20 protein-coding genes and 1 riboswitch are annotated in these 21,858 nt (G+C 66.9%); of the genes, 2 read left to right on the top strand and 18 right to left on the bottom strand.

What is annotated here, in order from left to right:
* Positions 1 to 79: 79 nt before the first annotated feature.
* From dapC to MRBLWO13_RS17530, 5 genes are read right to left on the bottom strand one after another with little or no spacing between them, the layout of a single operon-like run.
* A complete protein-coding gene (gene dapC, locus MRBLWO13_RS17510) occupies positions 80 to 1,192 on the bottom strand; it encodes a succinyldiaminopimelate transaminase (RefSeq protein WP_341975365.1) in 1,113 nt (370 codons plus the stop codon).
* Positions 1,193 to 1,513 (bottom strand): ferredoxin, encoded by a 321-nt coding sequence (gene fdxA / locus MRBLWO13_RS17515; protein WP_341975366.1) that lies wholly within the window; start codon positions 1,511 to 1,513, stop codon positions 1,193 to 1,195.
* A 9-nt stretch (positions 1,514 to 1,522) separates the two neighbouring features.
* Positions 1,523 to 1,999, bottom strand: coding sequence for a histidinol dehydrogenase (locus tag MRBLWO13_RS17520; protein ID WP_341975367.1), 477 nt, complete (start codon positions 1,997 to 1,999; stop codon positions 1,523 to 1,525).
* Positions 2,000 to 2,025: 26 nt separating this feature from the next.
* Positions 2,026 to 2,340 (bottom strand): AzlD domain-containing protein, encoded by a 315-nt coding sequence (locus MRBLWO13_RS17525; RefSeq protein WP_341975368.1) that lies wholly within the window; start codon positions 2,338 to 2,340, stop codon positions 2,026 to 2,028.
* Complete coding sequence (locus MRBLWO13_RS17530) at positions 2,337 to 3,053, bottom strand: AzlC family ABC transporter permease (RefSeq protein ID WP_341975369.1); 717 nt, start codon at positions 3,051 to 3,053, stop codon at positions 2,337 to 2,339. The genes MRBLWO13_RS17525 and MRBLWO13_RS17530 overlap by 4 nt, the downstream gene beginning before the upstream one ends.
* A gap of 107 nt (positions 3,054 to 3,160) precedes the next feature.
* On the opposite strand from MRBLWO13_RS17530, the gene MRBLWO13_RS17535 reads away from it, so the two are divergent.
* Positions 3,161 to 3,709 carry an XRE family transcriptional regulator gene (locus MRBLWO13_RS17535; protein WP_341975370.1) on the top strand — a complete coding sequence of 183 codons (549 nt, stop codon included), beginning with the start codon at positions 3,161 to 3,163 and terminating at the stop codon, positions 3,707 to 3,709.
* A gap of 14 nt (positions 3,710 to 3,723) precedes the next feature.
* On the opposite strand, the gene MRBLWO13_RS17540 is transcribed toward MRBLWO13_RS17535, so the two are convergent.
* On the bottom strand, positions 3,724 to 4,626 hold the full coding sequence (locus tag MRBLWO13_RS17540) for a phospholipase (protein WP_341975371.1): 903 nt from the start codon (positions 4,624 to 4,626) through the stop codon (positions 3,724 to 3,726).
* 186 nt (positions 4,627 to 4,812) lie between these two features.
* On the bottom strand, positions 4,813 to 6,726 hold the full coding sequence (gene typA, locus MRBLWO13_RS17545) for a translational GTPase TypA (protein WP_341975372.1): 1,914 nt from the start codon (positions 6,724 to 6,726) through the stop codon (positions 4,813 to 4,815).
* Between the two features lie 101 nt (positions 6,727 to 6,827).
* Between typA and MRBLWO13_RS17550 the strand changes: the two genes are divergently transcribed.
* A complete protein-coding gene (locus MRBLWO13_RS17550; RefSeq protein WP_341975373.1) occupies positions 6,828 to 7,634 on the top strand; it encodes a CPBP family intramembrane glutamic endopeptidase in 807 nt (268 codons plus the stop codon).
* A 39-nt stretch (positions 7,635 to 7,673) separates the two neighbouring features.
* On the opposite strand, the gene MRBLWO13_RS17555 is transcribed toward MRBLWO13_RS17550, so the two are convergent.
* From MRBLWO13_RS17555 to MRBLWO13_RS17605, 11 genes are all read right to left on the bottom strand, one after another.
* On the bottom strand, positions 7,674 to 8,237 hold the full coding sequence (locus MRBLWO13_RS17555) for a PH domain-containing protein (protein WP_341975374.1): 564 nt from the start codon (positions 8,235 to 8,237) through the stop codon (positions 7,674 to 7,676).
* A gap of 2 nt (positions 8,238 to 8,239) precedes the next feature.
* Positions 8,240 to 9,913: an ABC transporter ATP-binding protein gene (locus tag MRBLWO13_RS17560; protein WP_341975375.1), complete on the bottom strand. Its 1,674-nt coding sequence runs from the start codon at positions 9,911 to 9,913 to the stop codon at positions 8,240 to 8,242.
* A complete protein-coding gene (locus MRBLWO13_RS17565) occupies positions 9,910 to 10,854 on the bottom strand; it encodes an ABC transporter permease (RefSeq protein WP_341975376.1) in 945 nt (314 codons plus the stop codon). Before MRBLWO13_RS17565 ends, MRBLWO13_RS17560 begins: the two co-directional genes overlap by 4 nt.
* On the bottom strand, positions 10,847 to 11,773 hold the full coding sequence (locus MRBLWO13_RS17570) for an ABC transporter permease (protein WP_341975377.1): 927 nt from the start codon (positions 11,771 to 11,773) through the stop codon (positions 10,847 to 10,849). Before MRBLWO13_RS17570 ends, MRBLWO13_RS17565 begins: the two co-directional genes overlap by 8 nt.
* A 99-nt stretch (positions 11,774 to 11,872) precedes the next feature.
* A complete protein-coding gene (locus tag MRBLWO13_RS17575) occupies positions 11,873 to 13,504 on the bottom strand; it encodes an ABC transporter substrate-binding protein (protein ID WP_341975378.1) in 1,632 nt (543 codons plus the stop codon).
* 220 nt (positions 13,505 to 13,724) lie between these two features.
* Entirely contained in the window at positions 13,725 to 16,604 is a 2,880-nt protein-coding gene (gene gcvP / locus MRBLWO13_RS17580; protein WP_341975379.1) for an aminomethyl-transferring glycine dehydrogenase, read from the bottom strand.
* 7 nt (positions 16,605 to 16,611) lie between these two features.
* On the bottom strand, positions 16,612 to 16,989 hold the full coding sequence (gene gcvH, locus MRBLWO13_RS17585) for a glycine cleavage system protein GcvH (RefSeq protein ID WP_341975380.1): 378 nt from the start codon (positions 16,987 to 16,989) through the stop codon (positions 16,612 to 16,614).
* Positions 16,986 to 18,170, bottom strand: coding sequence for a glycine cleavage system aminomethyltransferase GcvT (locus MRBLWO13_RS17590; protein ID WP_341975381.1), 1,185 nt, complete (start codon positions 18,168 to 18,170; stop codon positions 16,986 to 16,988). The genes gcvH and MRBLWO13_RS17590 overlap by 4 nt, the downstream gene beginning before the upstream one ends.
* 167 nt (positions 18,171 to 18,337) lie before the next feature.
* Positions 18,338 to 18,433, bottom strand: a riboswitch (glycine riboswitch).
* Between the two features lie 112 nt (positions 18,434 to 18,545).
* Positions 18,546 to 19,463 carry a carbohydrate ABC transporter permease gene (locus MRBLWO13_RS17595; protein WP_341975382.1) on the bottom strand — a complete coding sequence of 306 codons (918 nt, stop codon included), beginning with the start codon at positions 19,461 to 19,463 and terminating at the stop codon, positions 18,546 to 18,548.
* Positions 19,460 to 20,425, bottom strand: coding sequence for a sugar ABC transporter permease (locus MRBLWO13_RS17600; protein ID WP_341975383.1), 966 nt, complete (start codon positions 20,423 to 20,425; stop codon positions 19,460 to 19,462). The genes MRBLWO13_RS17595 and MRBLWO13_RS17600 overlap by 4 nt, the downstream gene beginning before the upstream one ends.
* Before the next feature lie 65 nt (positions 20,426 to 20,490).
* Positions 20,491 to 21,825 carry an extracellular solute-binding protein gene (locus tag MRBLWO13_RS17605; protein ID WP_341975384.1) on the bottom strand — a complete coding sequence of 445 codons (1,335 nt, stop codon included), beginning with the start codon at positions 21,823 to 21,825 and terminating at the stop codon, positions 20,491 to 20,493.
* Positions 21,826 to 21,858 lie beyond the last annotated feature (33 nt).

Genomic DNA, 21,858 nt, shown 5'->3' on the forward strand with positions numbered 1-21,858 from the left:
CGAATCGCTTTTACAGCCTAGTAGCCGCATCGGCCTACTGTGACATCCGCCAAGAGACATCGCTCAGGCGGGAGAGATCCTACAGATTTCCGCCAAGCAGACGCCGCGCTGCTTCGACGACTCGCTCGCTCGGCGCGGTCAGCGCGAGTCGCACGTGCTCTCCGGAGCTCGCACCGTAGAACGGGCCGGGACCCGCCAGGATGCCGAGTTCGGAGAGTCGCTGCATCGACTCCCATGCATCACGGCCTTCGGTGGCCCACAGGTACAGGCCTGCCTCAGAGCCATCGACCCGGAAGCCCGCAGCCTCCACAGCCGGACGAAGGAGGTCGCGCCGCTCGCGGTACAGCTCCTTCTGCGCAGCGACGTGCTCGTCATCCCTCAAGGCGACGGCCATGGCATGCTGCACCGGAGCGGGCGGCATCAGGCCGAGGTGCTTGCGGGCCATGAGCAGTTCACCGACGTTCCGAGCGCAGCCGGCGAGGAACGCCGCCCGGTATCCGGCCAGGTTCGACTGCTTGCTCAAGGAGTACACGCTGAGCAGGTTGGCCCGACTGCCGCCGGTGACTCGGGGGTCGAGCACCGAGGGCACCGGCTCGGTGGCCCAGGGGCCGTCCCAGCCGAGTTCTGCGTAGCATTCGTCGCTCGCGAGCACGGCTCCGAGTTCGCGAGCACGTTTCACCGCGGCGGTGAGCTCGCTGATCGACCACGTCCGTCCGTCCGGGTTGCCCGGCGTGTTGATCCAGATGAGCTTGGTGCCATCCGGCCATTCCGCTGGGTCATCGGCCGGCAACGGCGTCGCGCCTGCGACGCGCGCACCGACCTCATACGTGGGGTAGGCCACGCGGGGGTGCACGACGATGTCACCCTCGCCGAGGCCGAGGAGCGTCGGCAGCAGTGCGACGAGTTCCTTGGATCCGATCGTCGGGAGCACGTTGTCGACGGTGAGATCCGGCACGCCGCGGCGGCGCGCATACCAGTCGACGATGGCTTCACGCAGGGCCGGCGTGCCGACAGTCTGAGGGTAGGCGTGCGCATCGGTGGCCTCGGCGAGCGCGCGGCGGATGATCTCAGGCGTGGGGTCGACCGGGGAACCGATGGAGAGATCGACGATCCCCTGCGGATGCTGAGATGCGCGCTCCCGGTACGGAGCGACGGCGTCCCACGGATAATCTGCGAGGTCGCGGATGCTCACTTACTCGCCCTGCGGCGGGAGAGCACTGATGATCGGGTGGTCGAAGGCGAGGACGCCCGTCTTGGCCGCGCCACCAGGGGAACCGATCTCGTCGAAGAACTCGACATTCGCCTTGTAGTAGTCGGCCCACTCCTCGGGGAGATCGTCCTCGTAGTAGATCGCCTCGACCGGACACACCGGTTCACAGGCACCGCAGTCCACGCATTCATCCGGATGGATGTACAGCGAACGCTCCCCCTCATAGATGCAGTCCACGGGGCACTCGTCGATGCAAGCACGATCCTTCACATCGACACACGGCAGAGCGATCACATACGTCACCGCTCCAGTCTACGACTCGTGGCTGGACGCAGATCTCCGAACACCCGGATCAAGGGGCACGGCAGTGATGAGCGGCGCCTGCTCCGGCGATTCCGCGACGGGGGCCTGCTCCGCATGCGTGCGCACCTGCAGACGAGAGAATGAGGGCCAGGCGACGGCGAGGAGCACGAGCCCCGCCACGATGTACGTCCAGATACGCCCGGAGAGGGTGTCCTCCACGACGACGGAACCGCCGGGACCGACGCCCGAGATGAGCACGAGCGTTCCGATCATTCCGAGGCCCGCCGCGAGAGTCGCGCCGCGATCGTGGGTGAGCGCTCGGATCGCGATGAGAATCGCGGCGCAGGCGATCGCGCCGATGATGAGGCCCACCGGGATCGGCCCCCACATCAGGCTGTGCCCGATCGTTCCGGCGACGCCATAGACACCGCCGACGAGTGCCGCGGCGATCCACGACAGAACTCGGGAGATCCAGCTGATGCGCACCTCAGAATTCTACTCGGGCCGAACGTTCAGGCCGCGAGGCCTGCCAGACGGAGCAGCGCTGCCACCAGCGCCGCGGCGAACACGACGACGAGGAACGACTGCTTCAGCCACAGGAGCCCTGCTGCCACGAGGAGCGCAGGCACCCTGGCGTCGACGATGACCGCCTGGCCGTCGCCGAGCGTCTGCACGGCCACGAGAGCGGCGAGCAGCCCGACGGTGAGCAGGTCGGAGATGCGGGCCGGACGCGGCGCTTCGAGCGCCTTCGGCGGCACGAGGTAGCCGATCGCCTTGAGCGCCAGACAGATCAGCGCGGCGAGAAGTATCGCGCTCCACACGCTCATCGCGGCACCTCCGAGGCGTTCGTCGCCGCCGCGGCGGGTTCAGCACGGCCGAGCCAGTTGAACCAGCCGACGAGGATAGCGACGATCGCGGCGACGAGCACCGGCAGTCCCGGCATCAGGAACGGGGTGAATGCGGCGGCGACGACAGCAGCCGCGATGCCGACGGCGATGGCCTGACGCTGCTTCAAACGCGGCCACAGCAGCGCCAGGAACGCCGCGGCGGCCGCGGCATCCAGCCCCCAGGTCTTCGGATCCCCGAGCACATCTCCGACGAGAGCACCGATGAGCGTCGTGGCGTTCCACCCCAGGAAGATCCCGATCCCGGTGACCCAGAACCCGACCTGTCGCAGACGCGGATCGTTCTGCGAGATCGCGACCGCGGTGGACTCGTCGATCGTGAAGTGCGCGGCGGCGGCGCGCCGCCAGGCGCCTCCCCCGACGACGGGCGACATCCGCATCCCGTAGGCGACGTTGCGGACGCCCAGAAGTGCGGCGGACGCGACCGCGGAGGGCAGGGCGGCAAGGCCCCCGGCCGCGAACACCCCGACGAAGGCGAACTGCGACCCGCCGGTGAACATCAGCAGGCTCAGGACGCAGGCCTGCAGGACGTCCAATCCGGCCGCGACGGCGAGTGCTCCGAAGGAGATGCCGTAGGCGCTGGTCGCGAGCACCACACCCAGCGCCTCGCGCCAGACCTCACGTTCCGCGGACACGCAGCTCCCTTCGACAGACAAGCGTTCGTTCAAACGAACGCACGTCTATCATTCTGAACAGTGCGTTGCGGATAGTCAAGCGAACGATCGTTTGACATGATGAACACATGGAGGATCTGCGCACTCGAATCGCTCGCACCCTGCGGCGGGAGCGGGAGTCGGCCGGCTTGTCGGTCTCCGAGCTCGCCCGCCGCGCCGGCATCTCGAAGGCGACCGTCTCTCAGCTCGAGAGCGGCGCGGGCAACCCGAGCGTCGAGACTCTCTGGGCATTGGGCGTCGCCCTCGATGTGCCGTTCGCGGTACTCGTCGATCAGCAGGCCAACGCCCCGACGCTCATTCGCGCCGCCGATCTTGCCGGGGTGCCAGCCGCGGCGGCGGCATACAGCGCGACGCTGCTCGCGGCCAGCCCTCCCGGCGCCCGCAGAGATCTGTATCTCATCCAAGCGGACCCCGGAAAGGCTCGGGTATCCGATCCGCACCACCCGGGGACGACCGAGCACGTCATCCTGATCTCCGGCGAAGCACAGGTCGGTCCCGTGGGCGAAACCGTGACCCTCCGGCCAGGCGACTACCTCTCGTACCCGGGCGATGCTCCGCACATCTTCGAAGCGGCCGCGCCGGGCACGAGTGCGGTGCTCATCTCAGAGCTCCGCTGACCCCCCTCGGCCGTTCAGTACCAATCCGTCGACTGCGAGTGCGACCAAGCGCTGCAGGGCGTGCCGTACACAGACGAGATGTACCCGAGACCCCACGCGATCTGTGTCGCTGCGTTCGTCTCCCAGTCGCTGCCCGCCGAGGCCATCTTGCTGCCGGGCAGTGACTGCGGGATGCCGGTGGCGCCACTGGAGTCGTTGTACGCCTGGTAGTTCCAGCCGGATTCCTTGTTCCACAGCGAATCGAGGCAGGAGAACTGATCGGCGCCCCAGCCGTACTGGTTAGCTGCCATCTGCTGGGCGGTCGCCTTCGCGCCGTCGACCGTGTTCGTCGCAGCCAGCGAGGCGAGCTGCGCCGCCTGTTCTGCGGCGGCCTGCTCTGCGGCGGCCTGCGCCGCGTCGGCGGCGGCCTTCTGCTCCTGTGCGGCGGTGAACGCCGCCTGCAGCTTCTCGGTGTCCGCGAGCACCTCTTCGGTCTCGGTGACGGAATCCGCGGTGAGGACGGCCAGCACCAGCACCGGCATCTCGGCGCGATCATCCAGCGCATCGATCCGGTCCTGCAGATCAGTGGTGTCGAGCGGTGCGACGGCCGGGTCGATCGCCAGGCCGGATTCAGCGACCTCATCGGTCAGCGCATCGGCGGCGGCCACGGCCTCCCGCGCTTCCACCATCGTGATCGCGGCAGTGTCCGCGTTCTTCGTAGGCAGTTCGGAACCGGTGACGAACGCCGAGACGATCGCCGTCGCATCCGGCTGTTCGGCGCCGGCAGCCGGTGCCGACACGAGGCCGGCGGTGAGAGCTGCGCCGAGAAGCGCCGCCGTCGCCGTGCCGAGGATCATCATCGGACGGCGTGCGGTGACGGCTGCACGGGCGGACGCGGCCGCGGAGGCGCGCCGAAGGGTACGGGTCTTGTGAAGCATGGATTTCGACTTTCGGGTCGTCGTACGCCCTCGACAGGAGACTCATCGGGAGTTCGTCCCGGGCGCAAGCCATCGAGTCTGCACGATGAACCTGAGTGAAAACCTGCTCTCACCTGGGCATTGCATGAGAAGAGGGCCCCGCGCGCGCCGATTCGGCGCTGCGGGGCCCTCTTTCAGAGGCGATTCTCAGACGTTGGCGTCCTGGCGCTTGAGGCGCGCAGTCTCGCGTGCGCGGGTGTTCGCGTCGAGGTTCACCTTGCGGATGCGCACGACCTCGGGCGTCACTTCGACGCACTCGTCGTCGCGGGCGAACTCCAGGCTCTCCTCCAGCGTCAGCTGACGCGGCGGGGTCATCGACTCGAACGTGTCGGAGCTCGCTGCACGCATGTTGGTGAGCTTCTTCTCCTTGGTGATGTTCACGTCCATGTCATCGGCGCGCGAGTTCTCACCGATCACCATGCCCTCGTAGACCTCCTGCGTGGGCTGCACGAAGAACGACATGCGCTCCTGCAGGGCGATCATCGCGAACGGGGTGACGACACCCTGGCGGTCAGCGACGATCGAACCGTTCTGACGCGTCGTGATGGAGCCGGCCCACGGCTCGTAGCCGTGCGAGATCGCGTTCGCGATGCCGGTGCCGCGAGTGGTGGTCAGGAACTCGCTGCGGAAGCCGATGAGGCCGCGCGACGGGACGATGAACTCCATGCGCACCCAGCCGGTGCCGTGGTTGGTCATGTTCTCCATGCGGCCCTTGCGGTTCGCCAGGAGCTGCGTGATCGCGCCGAGGTGCTCTTCCGGAGTGTCGATGGTGAGGTGCTCGAACGGCTCGTAGGTCTTGCCGTCGACCTTCTTCGTGACCACCTGCGGCTTGCCGACAGTGAGCTCGAAGCCTTCGCGGCGCATGTTCTCGACGAGGATCGCGAGGGCCAGCTCTCCGCGGCCCTGCACTTCCCACGCATCCGGACGTCCGATGTCGACGACCTTGAGCGAGACGTTTCCGATGAGCTCCTTGTCGAGACGGTCCTTGACCATGCGAGCGGTGAGCTTGTGGCCCTTGACCTTGCCCATGAGCGGCGAGGTGTTGGTGCCGATCGTCATCGAGATGGCGGGGTCGTCGACCGTGATGGCCGGGAGCGGACGCACATCTTCGGGGTCGGCGATGGTCTCACCGATCGTGATGTTCTCGAAACCGGCGATCGCGACGATGTCGCCGGGGCCGGCGGACTCTGCGGGGTAGCGCTCGAGGGCGCGAGTCTTCAGGAGCTCGGTGATACGAGCGTTCTGGTGGGTGCCGTCGGCGCGGACCCAGGCCACTGTCTGGCCCTTCTTCAGCGTGCCGTTGAAGACACGGAGCAGTGCCAGACGACCGAGGAACGGGCTGGAGTCGAGGTTCGTGACCCATGCCTGCAGCGGCGCCTCGTCGTCGTACGCCGGAGCCGGCACGTGCTTGAGGATCGCCTCGAAGAGCGGTTCGAGGTCACCGTTGTCGGGCAGCGAGCCGTTCTCCGGGCGGTTGAGCGACGCGGCGCCGTTGCGGCCGGACGCGTAGACGATCGGCACGTCGAGCAGGGCATCGACGTCGAGGTCCGGCACGTCGTCGACGAGGTCGGACGCGAGGCCGAGCAGCAGGTCGTGCGCCTCTTCCTCGACCTCGGCGATGCGGGCGTCGGGACGGTCGGTCTTGTTGACCAGGAGGATGACGGGGAGCTTCGCCTCGAGCGCCTTGCGCAGCACGAAGCGGGTCTGCGGCAGCGGCCCCTCGGACGCGTCCACGAGCAGCACGACGCCGTCGACCATCGACAGGCCGCGCTCGACCTCGCCGCCGAAGTCGGCGTGGCCGGGGGTGTCGATCACGTTGATCGTGATCTCCTTGCCCTCGGCGTGCTTGCCCTTGTAGGTGATCGCCGTGTTCTTGGCGAGGATCGTGATGCCCTTCTCACGCTCGAGGTCGTTGGAGTCCATGGCGCGTTCTTCCATGTGCTCGTGGGAGCCGAAAGAGCCGGTCTGACGCAGCATGGCGTCGACGAGCGTGGTCTTTCCGTGGTCGACGTGCGCGACGATTGCGACGTTGCGGAGGTCAGAGCGGAGGGCGTGCGCCATGCAGAAGTCCTAAAAGGGAGGGGAAAGGGTCGGGATGCCGACATACCAGGGTATCGCATGGTCAGGCATCGTTCCTGGGCGGACGTCGTACGATCGGGGACGTGACCCCTCGACCCGCTCCCGCACTCGCGCCGCTCACGCATCCCGCACCCTCGCGCACGCGCCTGTGGTGGGAGATCGCGATCGTCCTGGCGCTCGGACTCGGCCAGTCCGCGGTGTACGCGATCGTCCAGCTCGCCTATCGACTCACCGACGAGAAGCCGCTCGCCGATCAGGTGGCGACACTCAATCCCTCGCGCAGCGATCGCGAACTGTTCGACCTGATCTACCAGGTGCTGTCGATCGGGTTCTCCATCGTCCCGGTGCTGCTGGTGTGCTTCCTGCTCTGGCAGTCGTCGCGCCCGCACCTCGGCCGGCTCGGCCTCGACGGCACCCGGATCGGACGAGACACCGGCGGCGGCATCCTGCTGGTGCTGGCGATCGGCATCCCCGGCCTCGCCCTGTATCTCGTCGGACGCATGCTGGGACTCTTCGTCGCCGTGAACCCGGCCGGGCTGGACGCGTACTGGTGGACGGTGCCGGTCCTGCTGCTCGCCGCGGCACGCGCCTCCCTGCAGGAGGAGTTCGTCGTGCTCGGCTACCTGTTCGCGCGGCTGAAGCAGCTGGGGTGGGGGCCCTGGACGATCATCATCGCCACCAGCGTGCTGCGTGCGAGCTATCACCTCTATCAGGGACCGGGCGCGTTCATCGGGAATTTCGCGATGGGGATGCTGTTCGGCTGGCTGTTCCTGCGCACCGGACGACTGCTGCCGTTCCTGGTCGCGCATTTCCTCATCGACGCGACGGTGTTCGTCGGCTACCCGTGGGCCGCCGCGACCTGGCCCGCGCTGTTCGGCCTGCCGGCGTAGTCCCTCCGTCGCTCTACGAGGCCGCGCACAGCGGGCGGGTCAGAGATTCGCGATCACGACGGCTGCGGCTGCCCAGAGCACGAGCACGCCCAAGACGATCAGTGCCGTTGCGTCCCAGGTGCGACGGATCGGAGCATCCGCTGCACCGCCGGCCGCTTCCCAGCGATCCCGAATCCCGGTGAGCTCGCGAACGCCCGCCGGCATCTTGACCTCCACGTCATCCCGCGACGGGCGACGCACCGGGCGCGACCGCGCCGGACCGCCGTAGCAGGTGACGTCGGTGCCGTCGTCGAGCGAGAACACCAGCTGCCAGCGCATATCGATGTCTCGCACCCGGGTCCAGCCGAAGCTCGTCCTGCGGAGCATGTTCTGCACGAGCGCTCCGTCCGCGTCGACGCGGACGAGGGAGACGGAGCTGACCTCATAGACCACCCACAACGTCAGCAGCACCCACGGGGCGAGCAGGAGCATCTGCCCCCAGCCCGCGCGCACCACGGCATCACCGAGGAGGAACGCCGCAAGCAGCCCCGAGATGATCATCACGACCGGCCCGGAGGACGCGCGGAACGTCCGCGTGCCCTCCGGGCGTTCGTCGTCCGTCACCGTCAGCGTCCGCCGAGCGCGATGGAGGCGCCGGGGATCGCCTGCAAGAGGCGATCCGTGTACTCCTGCTGCGGGTTCGCGAAGATCTCATCGACCGTGCCCTGCTCGACGACGCGCCCCTTCTCCATCACGCACACGAGGTCGCTCGAGACGCGAACGACCGCGAGGTCGTGCGTGATGAACAGGTACGTCAGATCGAGCTCCGACTGCAGGTCGGCGAGCAGCTTCAGGACCTGATCCTGCACCAGCACATCGAGCGCCGACACCGCCTCATCGAGAACGACGATGTCGGGCTTGAGGGCGAGCGCGCGCGCGATCGCGACGCGCTGCCGCTGTCCGCCGGACAACTCGTTCGCGTACCTCGTCGCCAGCACCCGCGGCAGCGAGACCTGATCGAGGAGCTCCTCCACCCGTTCGCGCTGCGAGGTGCGATCGCCCACACCGTGGATCTGCAGCGGCTCTGCGATGGTGGCGCCGATGTTGCGCAGCGGGTCAAGAGATCCGTACGGGTCCTGGAAGACCGGCTGCATGCGTCGACGCAGGCCGAACGCCTGAGCGTTCGAGAGGCGCGACACATCCTGGCCGTCGATCTCGATGGTGCCGCTGGTCGGCTCTTCGAGCTTGAGCACCATCTTCGCCACCGTCGACTTGCCCGAACCGGATTCCCCGACGAGAGCCAGGGTCTTGCCCTTCGGGATCTCGAAGGTGACGTCGTCGACAGCCCGGAATGCTTCGCTGCGGAAGCCTCCCTGGCGGATCCGGTAGTCCTTCGTGAGGCCGGCCACTCGCACCGTCGGCGGGATGTCGGCGAGGTCCTTGAGGGTTTCGATGCCCCGGTCCTCGACGACCGCCTGGATGCGCTGCGATGCGATGCTGGGCGCTGCGGAGACCAGTCGTTTCGTGTACGGATGCTGTGGATCCTCGAGGATCTGCCGGCTCGGCCCTGCCTCGACGATGTTCCCGTTGCTCATCACGATGATCTTCTCCGCACGCTCGGCCGCCAAGCCGAGGTCGTGGGTGATCAGAAGCACCGAAGTGCCCCTGTCACGTGTGAGAGAGGCCATGTGATCGAGGATCACCCGCTGCACGGTGACGTCCAGCGCGGAGGTCGGCTCGTCGGCGATGAGCAGCTTCGGGTCGGCTGCCAGGCCGATTCCGATCAGCGCGCGCTGCCGCATGCCTCCGGAGAACTGGTGCGGGAACTGATGCAGACGCCGCTCGGCATCCGCCAGGCCGGCCTGCTGCAGCACCTCGATCGCGCGCGCCTTGACGGCGGCGCGGCCCTGTGCGATCCCGTTGGCCCGGATCGCCTCCTTCACCTGGAAGCCGATGCTCCAGACGGGGTTGAGGTTCGACATCGGATCCTGCGGCACGAAGCCGATCTCGCGGCCCCGAACGTTCTCGATCGCGGTGCGGCCGAGGGTCGTCAGCTCGCGGCCGTCGAGCGTGATCGATCCGCCGGTGATCATTCCGGTGCCGGGAAGGAGGTTCACGATGGCTGTGGCCGTCGTGGACTTGCCCGAACCCGACTCCCCGACGATCGCCACGGTCTCACCCGGGAAGATGTCGAAGCTCGCCCCGTGGAGAACCTCTTTCACGCCCTCCTGCGTGCGGAACGCGACCGTGAGGTCGCGCACGCTGAGCAGGGGGATCTGTGCGGCTGCACGATCGTTCATCGACGTGCCCTCGCCTTCGGGTCGAGGGCGTCTCGGATCAGCTCGCCCAGAGTCACGAACGCGAGCACCGCAAGGGTGAGCGCGATCGACGGATAGATGAGTGCCATCGGCGCGACGCGCAGCGACGACTGTGCCGCGCTGATGTCGTTGCCCCACGACATGGTCGAGCTTCCCAGACCGACGCCGAGGAACGACAGCGTCGCCTCGGCGACGATCGACGCGGCGAGGCTGAGCGTCGTCAGGACGAGCAGCGGCGCGAGCGCGTTCGGAATCACGTGGGCGACGAGAGTTCCGAATTTGCCCTTGCCGAGCGCCCGCGACGCGACGACGAAGTCGGCCTGCCGGACTCTCAGCACTTCGGCGCGCACGACTCTGGCAGTCGATGCCCAGGCGAAACCACCGATCGCGAGCGCGAGGACCGGTACGGACCGGTACTGCGAGAACACCGTCATGACGACGACTGCCGCGAGGATGTACGGGATCGCGAAGAAGATGTCGCCGACCCGCGAGAGCAGCGAATCCAGCCATCCTCCGTAGAACCCGGCCAGCGCGCCCATGATCAGCCCGAGGACCGAGGAGATGAGCGTGGCGAGCAGGCCGACCGACAGCGAGGTCTGCGCACCCCAGATGAGGCGTGCGTAGATGTCGCATCCTTGGAACGTGAACCCGAGCGGGTGCCCGTCTGTCGGCCCGCCATTGCTGTTCGAGAGCTGGCAATCGCCGTTCGGTGGGGTCGAGGTGAACAGGGTCGGCCACACTGCCATCACCAGGAAGATGAGGGCGAGCGCGACGGAAGCCCAGAACAGCGGGCGACGTCGGAGATCAGTCCACGCGTCACGCCACAGGTTGCTCGGCTTCTCGGCGATCCGCACCGCGTCGACGGAGATCGTCTCCGTCTCGATCGGCGCGACGAAGTGCTTCTGCGTAGTGGGGTCAGGCATAACGGATCCTTGGGTCGAGCAGACCGTAGAGCAGGTCGATGACGAGGTTGACCAGGACGTACAGGATCACGAAGACCGTGACGAAGGAGACCACGGTGGGGCCTTCATTGCGGATCGCGGCCTGGTACAGCGTGTTGCCGACACCGGGGACGTTGAAGATGCCCTCCGTGACGGTCGCACCGACCAGCAGCACACCGAAGTTGGTCGCCGAGTTGGTGATCACCGGGATCAGGGAGTTGCGAAGCACGTGCACGGGGATCACGCGGCCGCGCGAAAGCCCCTTGCTGTACGCGGTGCGCACCCAGTCCTGATTGAGGGTGTCGATCACCGAACTGCGCATGAGCCGCATGCTGACCGCATACAGGCTGAAGCCGAGCACGATCGCGGGCAGCCACAGGCCGCCCCAGTCGTTGTCGGCGCCGACGGTGGGCTTGAACAGTCCCCACTGGATCGCGAGGAAGTACTGCGCGAGGAACGCGACGACGAAGATCGGGATCGCGATCGCGACGAGCGCGACGACCAGAGCGACATGGTCGAACAGCTTGCCCTTGTACAGCGCCGAGATCGTGCCGATGATGATCGCGAGCACGAACTCGATGCCGATGGCCATCACCGCGAGCCGGCCGGTGACCGGAAGCGTCTCGACGAGCACCGCGGAGACGGGGCGACCCGAGAACGTGGTGCCGAGGTCACCCTGGAACACGCCGGTGATGTAGTACCAGTACTGCACGAGGAACGGGTCGTTCAGGTGGTATTGCTCGCGCAGCTGCTGCACGACCGCCGGGTTCGGGGTGCGGTCGCCGAACAGCGCGAGGATCGGGTCGCCTGGCATGGCGAACACGAGGAAGTAGATGAGCAGGGTGGCTCCGAAGAACACCGGAATCACCTGCAGGAAACGTCTCAGGATATAGCCGAGCATCTGTTGTCCCGTAGTCAGGAAGCGAAAAGGTATGACCAACACGGCCTGTGAGGCGGCGACGAAGAATCGTCACCGCCTCACAGGAGAGTGCTATCAGACCTACTCGGCGGCCTTCGTGACCTGGTAGAGGATCGGCCAGGTGTCCCAGCCGAACTCCACGTCCTCCACGCTCTCGCCCCACGCGCCCATGGCGTTGGTGTACCAGAGCGGGATGGAGGGAAGCTCCTGGAACAGGATCTCCTGCGCCTCCTGGAACTTCTTGATGCCGTCTTCGACATCCGCCGCCGAAGCGCCTTCATCGAGGAGCTTGTCGAACTCCGCGTTCGAGTAGTCGCCGTCGTTCGATCCCGCGTCGGTGCCGTAGATCGGGCCGAGGCCGTTGAACATCGACGGGTAGTCGAACTGCCATCCGTTGCGGAAGGCAGTGGTCGCCTGACGCTCGGTGATCAGCGTGCGGTGCTCTGCGAAGGTCGGGATCGGCTTGCCCGCTGCCTCGATGCCGAGGTTGTTCTTCAGCTGGTTCGCGATCGCATCGACCCAGCCCTGGTTCGGGCCGTCAGCGTTGTACTGGATCTCGAAGGTGCCGCTCCACGGGGCGATGGCGTCGGCCTCGGCCCATAGCTTCTTCGCCTCATCCGCATCGAACTCGAGCACCTCGGAACCAGGGATCTCCTCGGAGTATCCGTCGATCACGGGCGAGGTGAAGTCCTTCGCCGGGGTACGCGTGCCGTTGAAGACCACATCGGTGATCTCTTCGCGGTTGATCGCGTGCGAGATCGCCTGACGACGCAGGATGCCTTCCTCACCGCTGAAGTGGTCGAGGCGGCCCGGGATCGTGATGGTGGCGTTGGCCGCTGCCGGCTGGTTCACCGTGCGTCCCTCGAAATCGCTCTCGAAGGTCTGCAGCGCGCTGTCCGGGATCTCCTGGAGGATGTCGAGGTTGCCGCCCTGAAGGTCGGCGTACGCGGCATCGGTGCTGGCGTAGAGGATCATGTCGACTCCGCCGTTCTGCGCCTCACGCGGACCGGTGTACTCGTCGTTCTTCACGAGGTCGATGCGCTCGTTGTGCTTCCAGGCGCCTTCCTCCTCGAACGCGTACGGTCCGTTGCCGACGGGGTTCTCGCCGAACGCCTCGAGGTCGTCCCACGCCGAGGCCGGCATCGGGAAGTAGGCGGTGTATCCGAGACGCAGCGGGAAGTCGGACTCGGGCTGCTTCAGCTTGACCGTGAAGGTGAGGTCGTCGACGACCTTCAGGCCGGAGAGCTCGGGGACGTTCTCGTCGTAGGAGAAGCCCTCGATGGACTCGAAGAAGTAGCTCGAGAGCTGCGCGTTGTCGAGCGCGGCGCCGTAGTTCCACGCCGTGACGAAAGCCTCGGCGTCGACCGGGTCACCGTTGGTGAAGGTCTGGTCGGGCTTGATCTTGATGGTGAAGGTCTGCGCGTCGTCGGTCTCGATCGACTCGGCGACATCGTTGTGAACAGCGCCTTCCGCGTCGTAGTAGACCAGGCCAGCGAACATGCTCTGGATGACGAGTCCGCCGCCCACCTCGTTGGTGTTCGTCGGGATCAGCGGGTTCTGCGGTTCGGTGTTGTTGACCGAGATGACGGCCGTGGGGTCACCGGATGACGTTTCTTCCGTCTCGGGGGTCCCGCCAGCGGCGCAACCGGCGAGTGCTAGCGCGCCGATGACAAACAACGCGGTGCCCGCAAGGGCGATCTTGTTTCGCTTCACTTTGTGTCCTCCTGATGGACATGGATAAACGCGCACTCCTCGTCGAATGCGCGGCGATAGTTGAGAGTAACCCCCAGAATCCCCCGTACCTATCTCCGCTAATGAACTGTTACTGAGTGGTGACCATCCGTAACAGCGCTGTAACCGGGAGGCGCGCGAAAACGGCGTTCCGCGTACCCGGGCGGGTATGCGGAACGCCGTTCGGACGTGCGGTTTCGTCTCAGGCGAATGCCTCCACCGGCGGGCAGGCGCAGACGAGGTTGCGGTCGCCGTATGCCTGGTCGATGCGGCGCACCGGCGGCCAGTACTTGCCCGCGACGAGCGCCGGAATCGGGTACGCAGCCTCCTCGCGGGTGTAGGCGTGCGCCCACTCCCCCGCGATCAGCGAGACCGCGGTGTGCGGCGCCCCCACCAGCGGGTTGTCGTCGGCGGGCCAGCGGCCTGCGGCGACAGCATCCGCCTCGGCCTTGATCTGGATCATCGCCTCGATGAACCGCTCGATCTCGCCGATGTCCTCCGACTCGGTCGGCTCGACCATGAGCGTGCCCGCGACGGGGAACGACATCGTCGGCGCGTGGAAGCCATAGTCGATGAGTCGCTTGGCGACGTCGTCGACGGTGATGCCTGTGGCTTCCTTGAGGGGACGGAGGTCCAGGATGCACTCATGCGCGACGCGGCCGTTCTCGCCCGTGTACAGCACCGGGTAGTGCTCGCCGAGGCGCGCAGCGATGTAATTCGCCGAGAGGACGGCCGCGGCCGTCGCACGGCGGAGTCCGTCGGCACCCATCATCCGCACGTAGGCCCACGAGATCGGCAGGACACCCGCCGACCCGTATGGCGCACCGGAGATGGCACCGCCTTCGAAGGTGAACCCTCCGAAGTGCTCAGCACGCTGCGCAAGCGGATGCCCCGGCAGGAACGGCGCGAGGTGGGCCTTGGCCGCGACCGGTCCGATGCCTGGACCGCCACCGCCGTGCGGGATCGCGAACGTCTTGTGCAGGTTGAGATGCGAGACGTCGCCGCCGAGGTCGCCGAATCGGGCGTACCCGAGCAGGGCGTTGAGGTTCGCGCCGTCGACGTAGACCTGCCCGCCGGCGTCGTGAACGGCGGCGGTGATCTCGACCACGTCGTGCTCGTACACGCCGTGCGTCGACGGATAGGTGATCATCAGCGCGGACAGCTCGTCGGCGTGCGCTGCGATCTTCGCGCGCAGGTCGTCGAGGTCGACGTTGCCGAGCTCGTCGCAGGCGACGACGACGACCTTCATGCCGGCGAGTACGGCGGATGCCGCGTTGGTGCCGTGTGCGGACGACGGGATCAGGCACACGGTGCGCTGATCATCGCCGTTGGCGAGGTGGTAGCCGCGAATGGCCAGGAGGCCGGCGAGCTCACCCTGCGAGCCCGCGTTCGGCTGCAGCGAGACGGCGTCGTAGCCCGTGACCTCGGCGAGCCAGCCCTCGAGCTGGTCGACGAGTTCGAGATAGCCCTCGACGTCGGATGCCGGCGCGAACGGGTGGATGCCGGCGAACTCCGGCCACGTGATCGCCGCCATCTCGGTCGCGGCGTTGAGCTTCATCGTGCACGAACCGAGCGGGATCATGCCACGGTCCAGGGCGTAGTCCCGGTCGGCGAGGCTCTTCAGGTACCGCATCATGGCGGTCTCACTGCGGTGCGCATGGAACACCGGGTGGGTCAGGTAGTCGGTCTCGCGGATGAGGTCGCCCGGAAGCGAGTTGTAGCCGTCGCCGAAGCCGAAGACGCGCTCCTGCTTGCCGCCGAACACCTGCGCGACCTGATGCAGTTCGCTGTGGCTGGTGGTCTCATCGACCGAGATGCCGATCGTGTCGGCATCCGCCACGTGCAGCAGGATGCCGTAGCCGTGGTGCGCCTGCTCGGCGAACTCCGCAGCCCGCCCGGGGACCCGCACCTGCAGCGTGTCGAAGAAGGCTTCGTGCACGACCTCGGCCCCGGCCTCGACCAGCCAGTCGCGCAGCAGCGCGGCCTTCAGCGCGGTCTCCTTCGCGATCGCCCGCAGTCCGTCCGGACCGTGGTAAACGGCGTACATCGACGCCATCACGGCGAGGAGCACCTGCGCGGTGCAGATGTTCGACGTGGCCTTCTCGCGGCGGATGTGCTGCTCGCGCGTCTGCAGCGAGAGACGGTAGGCCGGCTTGCCGTCGGCATCCACCGAGACGCCGACCAAGCGACCCGGAAGCTGCCGCTCGAGACCCGCGCGCACCGCCATGTAGCCGGCGTGCGGTCCGCCGAAGCCCATCGGCACGCCGAAACGCTGGGTGGTGCCGACGGCGACGTCCGCGCCCAGCGAACCCGGCGACGAGATGAGCGTGAGGGCGAGAAGATCGGCCGCGACGACGGCGAGGGCACCGGCCAGGTGCGCAGCGTCGATGACGGCACTCGGGTTCCAGACGCGTCCTGATGCGCCGGGGTACTGCACGAAGACGCCGAACAGTTCGGCCGGCAGGGTCTCCCCCGCGGCGAAGTCCACCGTCACGAGCTCGATGCCGACGGCCTCGGCACGGTTGGCGAGCAGCGCCTTCGTCTGCGGCAGCGCGTCGGCGTCGACGACGAACACATTCGATTTCGTCTTCGAGGCGCGACGGGCGAGCAGCATCCCCTCGACGACCGCGGTGGACTCATCGAGCATCGACGCGTTCGCGGTCGACAGCCCGGTGAGCTCGGCGACCATCGTCTGGAAGTTGATGAGCGCCTCCAGGCGCCCCTGGGAGATCTCCGGCTGGTACGGCGTGTACGCCGTGTACCAGGACGGGTTCTCGAGCACGTTCCGCTGGATCACCTGCGGGGTGATCGTGCCGTAGTAGCCCAGGCCGATCATCGGCCGATTCACCGTGTTGCGTGCCGCGAGCGCGCGGAGCTCCGCGAGCGCCTCGGTCTCGCTGGCGGCGCCGGGGATGAGCGAATCGGTCGACGCTGCGGTGAAGATCGAGGAGGGAACCGCCTGGCGCATCAGCGCCTCGACGGGGCTCCAGTCCTCGAGCTCGGACTCGACCCCGAGCGCATCGAGCATGACCCGCTGCGCCTCGGCGGTGGTTCCGATATGACGATCGGCGAAAGAGACCACGTCTGGATCAGCCCTCCGTGAGTGCGACGTACGCGTCGCGGTCGAGCAGACCGTCGGCAGCGCCGGCCGCGACGGAGACCTTGATCAACCAGCCGCCGGCGAACGGCTCGGCGTTGACGAGCGAAGGGTCGTCGACGACGGCGTCGTTGATCTCGACGACGGTGCCGGCGACCGGAGCGTAGAGCTCGCCGACCGACTTCGTCGACTCGATCTCGCCGACGACGGCACCGGCGGTGATCTCGGTGCCGACAGCGGGCAGCTCCACGAAGACGACGTCGCCGAGCTTCTCGGCCGCGTAGTCGGTGATGCCGATGGTGACGGTCTCACCGTCGATCGCGAGCCACTCGTGCTCTTCGGTGTAGCTCAGTGCGTTGAGGTCGGTCATTTTGTCCTCCGGTAGAAAGGCAGGGCGGTCACGGTCGCGGGGATCTTCGTCCCCCGCACATCCAGGAATACTGTGGATCCCTCTTCAGCGGAAGAAGGAGTCACATAGGCCATCGCGATCGGGTGGCCGAGGGTCGGGCTGAGGGCACCGCTGGTGATCTCGCCGAGAACGGTGCCGTCTTCGGCGACGACCGCGTAGCCGGCACGGCCGGCGCGCTTGCCCTCGGCGGTGAGGCCGACGAGGATCGGTGCGTCGGCTGCCGCATCCACAGCGTCCTTGCCGACGAAGCTCTCCTTGTCGACGGCCACGACGCGTCGGAGTCCGGCCTGCGCGGGCTTCGTGTCGAGGGTCAGCTCGTGCCCGTACAGCGGCATGCCCGCCTCGAGTCGGAGGGTGTCGCGAGCGGCGAGACCGGCCGGCACGAGGCCGTGCGATTCTCCGGCGACGATCAGGGCGTCCCAGAGCGCCGGAGCGTCGGCGGCGCGGACGAGCAGCTCGAAGCCGTCCTCGCCGGTGTACCCGGTGCGGGCGATGAGCAGCGGCTCACCGAGGAAGAAGGCATCGGCCCAGGCGTAGTACTTCTGCTCCGCCCACGGGGTTCCGAGATCGGTGATCCCTTTGGCGACGGAGACGATTGCCTCGGCAGCGGGTCCCTGCACGGCGAGCAGGGCGTAGGAGTCGGAGACGTCCTCGACGTCCACCCCACGGTCACCGATGAATCCGGCGAAGCTGCGGTCCTCATCGGCCCCGCGCGGCGGAAGCTCGCGCTCGGGAATCGACGGGAACGACCGAACCCGCGATGCGAACGCCGCATCGACGAAGCCCCGGTTGCCCGCGTTGGCGATCACCAGGTAGCGATCTTCTGCCAGCCGGTAGGCGATGACGTCGTCGACGATCCCGCCGCTTTCAGCGAGGACAAGCGAATACTTGGCCTTGCCGACCGGCATCGTGGAGATGCGGCCCGCAAGCGCGTAGTCGAGGAACTCGGCGGCATACGGACCGGTGACGAGGAACTCGGCCATGTGCGAGATGTCGAAGAGTCCGGCGGACTGACGCACGGCGTGGTGCTCAGCGAGATCGGAGGTGTACCGCACCGGCATCTGCCAGCCACCGAAGTCGGTGAAGGAGGCGCCCAGCGCCTCGTGGCGTTCGCGGAGCGGGGTGTAGCGGGGGTCGGACATGGAGTTCTCCCGGGCTGGATCGGGCGGACCGGCGGCGTCGCCGATCCTGGGAACTCCCCCTCTGTCATAGGCCTGAGAGCTTCGCCCATCGACAGGCCAAGGACCATCGAAGCAGGGGCTTTCACCGTCGGCGGATCTCGTTGCGCGAGATCGCTTTTCAGAGTGGCCGGAACCGCGCGGTACGCGTTACCTGAGAGATTGGCGGGGAGGCTTGCTCCTTCGGTGCCCGGCTGCATTCACCGGGGCTCTCCCGCGAGGGTCATTCGGCCTGTGTTCGGTTGTGCGATCAGTCTAGCGGGTGCGCTCCGGTCGCAGTTTCTGCCGCTTCATGTACGCGAAAGCGGCGGGAACTGCGACCGGAGCCAGGCTCGGATGTCAGCCCTTGACGGCGCCCGCGACGAGTCCGCTCGTCATGCGCCCCTGGACGATGACGAAGAAGATGATGACCGGGATGGCCACGATCGTCGAGGCCGCCATGACCTGACCCCAGTCGATGGCCTGGGTCGCGCTCTGCTGGACGAACCCGCGCAGCCAGAGCGGCAGGGTCCGGTTGTTCTCCATGATCACCAGCGCAACCGTGAACTCGTTCCAGCACTGCAGGAATGCGAACACACCTGAGGCGACGAGGCCCGGAGCCAGCAGGGGCAGGGTGATGCGCACGAATGCCTGCGTCCGGCTGAGTCCGTCGATCATCCCCGCCTCCTCGAGTTCGGCCGGAACACCTGCGACGAAGCCGCGCAGCATCCAGATCGTGAAGGGCACGACGGCTGCGACGTACAGGATGCTGAGTCCCAGTACGTTGCTGAGCAGGCCGAAGCTCGCCATCATCTTGTACTGCGCGATGAAGAGCCCCTCGGCCGGGAGCATCTGGATGAGCAGGATCGTCACGATGAACGAGACGCGACCGCGGAACTTGAACCGGCTGATGGCGATGGACGCGAGGAACGCGAACGTCAGGCAGACGGCGACCGAGAGAAGCGTCACTCCGACGCTGACCGCGAGCGCTGAGAAGAATGACGGCGTGAGCACCCGTTCGAAGTTCGAGAAGGACCCGCCGACCGGGAAGAACGTCGGGGTGAAGGACTCGAGAGTGGCCGTCGACAGCATCGACGAGTTGACCATCCAGTAAACGGGGAACGCCCAGATGACGGCGATGACGAGCGCCAGGATGCTGAGCAGCCACGTGCCCAGGCGGAGCTTCCGGCGACGCACTGGGATGCGACTCCCGTCGGCACTGACGGCGACGCGACCGGCGCTCTTCTCGACAGCGGTGCGGGTGGCGGTGACGGTCATTTTCCCTCCTCCTTGATGAGGCTGCGCACATAGAACCAGCTCAGCGCGATCGTCAGCGCCAGGACGAAGATCGACATCGCCGCTCCGGCTCCGAAATCAAGCCCGGCGACTCCGGTCTTATAGATGTAGGTGCCGAGGAGGTCGTAGTCCGTCGACTTGGGCCCGGCGTCCTGCAGGAGGGTGATCTGGGCGAAGACGCGCAGATCCCAGATGAGGTTGAGGAGCAGGACGATCGCGATGACCGGCTTGAGGACCGGGAACACGATGAAGCGGAACCGCTGCACGGCGCTCGCGCCGTCCAGCTGACTGGCTTCGAGGACCTCCCCGCTGACCTGGGTGAGGCCGGCGTACGCCGAGAACGCCACGAACGGCACCGACATCCAGATGATGATGATCGACGCGACGATGAAGAAGAGCAGCGGTGTGGTGCCGATCCAGTTGAATCCCTTCATGTCGACACCGGGGATCATGCTGAGGAGGTAGTTGATGACGCCGCGCTGGCGGTTGAAGAGCCAGATGAACACGGTCATCGCAGCGATCACGGGCATCGCCCAGGCCAGGAGCAGCGCGATCTGCAGGGTGAAGCGTGCCGCAGCGTGGATCTTGGTCATCAGTAGTGCGAGGAGGACTCCGACCACGATGGTGACGAATGCCGTCACCAGGCAGAAGAGCACGGAGCGGAACGTCACCGCCCAGAACGTGCCGTCCTGCGCGATGGCGATGTAGTTGTCGAACCCGACGAAGTCGGGGGCCTTGCCACCGAGCTGCTGCATCGCCCCGTACTTCTGGAATGACGTGACGATCTGCCAGACGACGGGATACCCCATGCCGAGCAGCAGCACGAGAACGGCGCCGAGGATCAGGAAGTAGGGCGCCAGCGCGCGACGCCGAACGGACGGATCGGCGCCGGTCGAGCGGCCGGTGCGGCCGGGAGGCGAAACGGGGGCATCTGTGGTGGTCATGCGGGCACTGCCTGTCTGAGAAATACGCGTGGGGGCCGGGCGGACCCGACCCCCACGCAGGGTGATCAACCGTTGATGACGGCGTCGATCTTGGCGTCGTACTCCTTCGCCAGGTCTGCGACGTCTCCGCCCTCCGCGACCTTGCCGAAGAACTCCTCCAGGATCTTCTTGCCCTCGACCGCCGCCCAACCGGGCGCTGCCGGGGTCAGCTTCGAGCCGAGTGCGGAGTCGACGAGCGCCTCAGCGAACTGGTCGTCGCCGAGATCGCCGACGAAGTCGACATTCGCCGGACCCAGGCCGTTCTTGGCGAGCAGCGTCTGGTACTCGTCCGAGTAGATGATCCGGAGGAGCTCCTTGGCCCCTGCCTGGTTCTCGCTCTTGGCCGAGACACCGATGTTCGAGCCGCCGGCGAAGACCGGTGCCACCGAGCCCTCCTCGAGGCCGGGGAGCGGGAACACGCCGAACGTGGCGTCGTTCCACTCACGGACCTCGGCGCCCTCGTCGTTGTCACCGGTGTAGTCGCCCACCGACCAGTGAGCCCAGCCCGGAGCGATGATCGTCGCCGCGGTCGGAGCCGCGCCGCCCTTGTCGTTGTTGATGTTGATCCATGGCGTCGAGTCGTCCTCGGTGGCCGGAGCGTTCGATGCACCCGTGAAGATGTCCTGGAACTGCTCGAGTCCCGCGATGGACTTCGGGTCGGACAGCGTGGAAGCCCACTTGTCGCCGTCCTTCTTGGCCAGCTCTCCCCCGTTGGCGAAGATCCAGGAGATGCCGTTGCGCCAGTCCTGACCGCCGATGTAGAAACCGGACTGGCCGTCGGTGTGAAGCGCCTTGACCGACTCGCTGAACTCGTCGAGCGTCTTCGGAACCTCGAGCCCGGCAGCGGTCCAGATGTCCTTGCGGTAGGTGATGTATCGGGAGCCGAAGTAGTACGGCAGCGCGTACTGCTTGCCGTCCACTTCGCCGACCTCGACGAACGACTCCAGCAGCTTGTCGCCGCCGAGATCCTCGAAGATCGGGCTCAGGTCGCTGAACGCACCGGCTGTCGTGAAGGTGGGCGACCAGGTGTTGCCGATCTCGGTCACATCAGGGGTGTTCTTGGCGTCGGGAAGCTGGTTGGTCAGCTTGGTGAGCGCGTCGCTCCAGTCCTGCTGCTCGATGGTGAGCGTGCCGCCGGTCGCTTCTTCATACGCATCGACGAGGAACTCGCGAGCCTCTTCGGGGGTGTCCCCACCCATCACCCAGAAGGTGATGTCCTGTCCCTTGGCGGACTCCGGGTCGAATCCGGACGCGGCCGTTTCGCCGCCTCCGCCGGTGCCGCAGGCCGTCAGGCCGAGGGCGAGGACCGATGCCCCCGCCACGGCGGTGAGCGCGATCTTGCGCTTCCCGTTTCTATTCATTCTTCTTTTTTCCTCTCGGTGCTGCACTGCAGG

Origin of the sequence: Microbacterium sp. LWO13-1.2, from assembly GCF_038397725.1 — a bacterium.
In the GTDB taxonomy this organism is placed as follows: domain Bacteria; phylum Actinomycetota; class Actinomycetes; order Actinomycetales; family Microbacteriaceae; genus Microbacterium.